The sequence below is a fragment of the Flavobacterium sp. genome (assembly GCF_049590715.1).
In the GTDB taxonomy this organism is placed as follows: domain Bacteria; phylum Bacteroidota; class Bacteroidia; order Flavobacteriales; family Flavobacteriaceae; genus Flavobacterium.
The window spans coordinates 1-4114 of sequence record NZ_JBAWDL010000074.1 but is presented as its reverse complement, the minus strand read 5'-3'; the positions used below and the strand labels follow the sequence as shown (position 1 = coordinate 4114).

The window sequence follows — 4114 nt, the reverse complement described above, 5'->3', positions numbered from 1 at the left end:
TTCCAATTGCTAGTAATTGGTCTCTAATTTGGTCAGATAAAGCAAAATTCTTATCTGCTCGCGCTTGATTACGCATTTCGATTAAGAGTTTTACAGTGCCTTCTAATTTATCGTTAGAACCATCTCCAGATTTTTCGTTTTCTAAACCTAAAACATCGAAAACAAAAGCGTTCATTGCTGCTACAAAAGATTTTAAATCTTCAGCGTTTAGAGTTTCTTTTCCATCTTTTAATAAATTGACATATCGTACGCCTTCAAATAATTGAGCAATCAAAATAGGGGAGTTGAAGTCGTCATTCATCGCATCATAGCACAATTGTTTCCATGAGGCAATGTCAATCGAACTAGTAGTGCTAGGATTCACTTGTTTGATCGTGTTTATAGCTTCCATCAAACGTTTGTATCCTTTTTCGGCAGCGACAATCGCATCGTCCGAAAAGTCAAGAATACTTCTATAATGTGCCTGTAACATGAAAAATCGTGTCACCGAAGCTGAGAAAGCTTTACTTAAAATGGAATTATTACCTGATAAAATTTCTCCAGGCAAAATATTGTTACCTGTTGATTTGGCCATTTTTTTACCATTCAACGTCAACATATTGGCGTGCATCCAGTAATTGACAGGAGTTTGACCCGTACAAGCCTCGTTTTGAGCAATTTCGCATTCGTGATGTGGAAATTTTAAATCCATTCCGCCACCGTGAATATCAAAATGATTCCCAAGGTATTTGGTGCTCATCGCAGTACATTCTAAATGCCAACCTGGAAAGCCATCACTCCAAGGTGAAGGCCAACGCATAATATGTTGTGGTTCTGCTTTTTTCCATAAAGCAAAATCTTGAGGATTTCTCTTGTCTGATTGACCGTCTAGATCTCTGGTGTTGGCTAACATATCCTCAATGTTACGACCACTTAATATGCCGTAATTATTGGTTTTGTTGAATTTTACAACATCAAAATAGATAGATCCATTTGCTTCGTAGCCCACACCCGAATCGATAATTTTTTTGATAATCTCAATTTGTTCAATAATATGACCCGTCGCTGTGGGTTCGATACTAGGAGGAAGGAAGTTAAAAGCTTTTAGAATTTCGTGAAAATCAACCGTGTAGCGTTGTACTACTTCCATTGGTTCCAGTTGTTCTAAACGGGCTTTTTTGGCAATTTTATCTTCACCTTCATCAGCATCATCCACCATGTGTCCCACGTCTGTAATATTACGAACGTAGCGCACTTTGTAATCCAAATGTTGTAAATAACGAAAAATCACATCAAAAGACATGAACGTTCGCAAATTCCCCAAATGAACATTGCTATAAACGGTAGGTCCACAAACATACATCCCAATACTTCCTTCATGGATTGGTGTAAACGTTTCTTTTTCTCCCGAAAGTGAATTGTATAATTTTAATGTTTGAGAGCTATATAAAGGCATTTTTATTTTTTTTGGAGCTTTTTCCTGCTGTCCGCTGTATCTTTTTATGGCAGAAAAAGCCATAAAAAGGATGCCGCTTCCATCAGGGCTAGGGCATTAGGCAAGCATTTAAAATTTAGTTTCCAATTTGATGTAATCCAAAAACTCCCTACGAGTTTGGTTTTCTTTAAATTTTCCGCCAAATTCAGAGGTTACTGTACTACTTTCAATATCTTTGATGCCGCGTGAATTCACACAAAGGTGTTTTGCATCGATCACACAAGCTACATCTTGCGTTCCTAAAGCGTCTTGTAATTCTTGTACAATTTGCATAGTTAAACGTTCTTGTACCTGAGGTCTTTTAGCAAAATGTTCTACAATGCGATTCATTTTAGAAAGTCCTATTACCGTTCCATTCGATATATAAGCCACATGTGCTCTACCAATAATTGGAAGTAAATGGTGCTCACAGGTAGAGTATAAGGTAATGTTTTTTTCTACTAGCATTTCACCATATTTGTAGTTGTTCTCAAATGTTGATGCTTTTGGCTTTTTGGTTGGATTTAATCCTCCAAAAATTTCCTTCACAAACATTTTTGCAACACGATTTGGAGTTCCTTTGATGCTGTCATCAGTCAAATCCATTCCTAATGTTTGTAGAATACTTTCAACATCCTTTTTTATCATTTCAATCTTTTCGTCATCAGAAATTTCAAAAGCGTCGTCACGAACTGGATTTTTTGCACATGAACCAATATGATTGTCTCCAATCTCGTCATGTATTTCTTCATTTTGTATCATCAAAAACTACTATTATAATGGGTGTATATTTTAAGGCGGTAAAGATAATTAATAAAATCTAAAGAATTTCTAAAGCCTTTGATAATTAATTTTAAATCCTGTTATTGTTAAAAAGTCTTTATATGCTAAATAAAACAACGGCAAAACTAGAATTTAGTTATTGCCGTTGGATTTTATTTAGGGGGTTATTAGCAATTTGCTTCCGCAGTATTTTTTGCTTTTTGTTCGTTGTAAACAAGTATCGCTTCTTTTAAAATGTGTACTGCTCGTATTAAATCTTCTTTTTTCAATACATAAGCAATACGTACTTGGTTCAATCCCAAGCCAGGAGTAGCATAAAATCCTGAGGCAGGAGAAATCATTACGGTTTCTCCATTCAAATCATATTCTTCAAGTAACCACTGTGCAAAATCTTCCGTACTTTTGACAGGTAATTCTACGATGCAATAAAAAGCAGCTTTTGGTTTATTAACCACCACTCCTTTGATTTTATCTAATTCAGCTACAAGAGTATTTCTTCGTTCTTTATATTCTGCAATTACTTCATCAAAATAACTTTGTGGGGTGTCAATAGCAGCTTCACAAGCAATCTGTCCAATAGTAGGTGGGCATAATCTAGCTTGAGCAAATTTCATTGCAGTAGCAATTACTTGTTTGTTTTGAGTTACCATACAACCAATACGAGCGCCACACATACTATATCGTTTTGAAACAGAGTCAATCATGATAACATTTTGCTCAAGTCCCTCTAAATTCATAACGGAGAAAAATTCATCTCCATCATAGATAAATTTACGATACACTTCATCAGCTATCAAAAACAAATCGTGTTTCTTAACTATTTTTCCTAATTGTTTGATTTCATCCTCAGAATATAAATTACCTGTTGGATTACTAGGGTTACATATTAAGATTGCTTTCGTTTTTGGTGTAATTGCTTTTTCAAAAGCGTCCATTGAAGGTAAGGCAAACCCATTTTCTAGAACTGTATTTACAGGAACAACAGTTGCACTTGACTCTTCAGAAAAGGCAATGTAGTTAGCATAAAATGGTTCAGGGATAATGATTTCATCACCTGGATCCATAATACTTCCTAAGGCAAAAAGCAATGCTTCTGAACCTCCAGTTGTAATCATTATATCCTCAAAATTGACATCAATATCTTGGTCATTGTAATACTTAGCCAGTTTTTTTCGATAGCTATCAAAACCTGCTGAAGGGCCGTATTCAATAATGTCTAGATTAAAGTTTTTTAAGGCTTCAATAGCTAATTCTGGACTTTTAATATCGGGTTGCCCGATATTTAAATGATACACTTTATGTCCTTTTTGAACAGCAATATCAGCATAAGGTGCTAATTTTCGAATAGGGGATTGAGGCATTTTTCGACCTCTAATGGAAATATCAGGCATGGTAATAAAATTTGCTACAAATTTGCAATTTTTTTTTTGAACTAACCTACCGATAGTTTCACTATTTAAGATTATATGAACATAAAAGCAAGATTTTTATTGATTTTATGAAAACTAACACACATGAAAAAAATAAGTTTCTTTTTTTTTCTATTTTTCTTAATGTTTTCCGTGTGGAGGCAAGATGATTTTTTGATATAAAAATCACAAAAAAATATTTTTCCTTTTAAATGAATAATCAACTTTATTTTTTGCTATTAAAGTCAATGGATTAAAACTTACTTTTTTATTGAATTAAGAAAATAATAAAGTGATATTGTTAAGTGTGGAAGAAAAGCATAATCTCAGTTTTAAAACCGTTGAAAAAGTTAGTAAAAGTATATGGAGGATATGTTATTGTTGATAGCTTAAAATCAATAGGTAATTTATTGTAAATTAAATATACGCAGTCTCATTCATATCTATCACATTTTATTTTAGATGAAGA

Annotated in this window: 3 protein-coding genes; all 3 read right to left on the bottom strand. The window is 33.8% G+C overall.

The genetic code is table 11. The annotated features are described in order from the left end of the window. Positions 1 to 1435: cysteine--tRNA ligase (cysS, locus tag WBQ70_RS03790; protein WP_423910779.1), on the bottom strand; the 1435-nt coding region annotated here is incomplete at its 3' end. A gap of 108 nt (positions 1436 to 1543) precedes the next feature. After that, positions 1544 to 2215 carry a GTP cyclohydrolase I FolE gene (gene folE, locus WBQ70_RS03785; RefSeq protein ID WP_423910776.1) on the bottom strand — a complete coding sequence of 224 codons (672 nt, stop codon included), beginning with the start codon at positions 2213 to 2215 and terminating at the stop codon, positions 1544 to 1546. Between the two features lie 188 nt (positions 2216 to 2403). Next, positions 2404 to 3627 carry a pyridoxal phosphate-dependent aminotransferase gene (locus WBQ70_RS03780; protein WP_423910773.1) on the bottom strand — a complete coding sequence of 408 codons (1224 nt, stop codon included), beginning with the start codon at positions 3625 to 3627 and terminating at the stop codon, positions 2404 to 2406. Positions 3628 to 4114 lie beyond the last annotated feature (487 nt).

Bases quoted from the DNA above. Each gene is read 5' to 3' on its own strand.
- WBQ70_RS03780 (WP_423910773.1), bottom strand. From the start codon at position 3,627: ATGCCTGATATTTCCATTAGAGGTCGAAAAATGCCTCAATCCCCTATT.
- folE (WP_423910776.1), bottom strand. From the start codon at position 2,215: ATGATACAAAATGAAGAAATACATGACGAGATTGGAGACAATCATATT.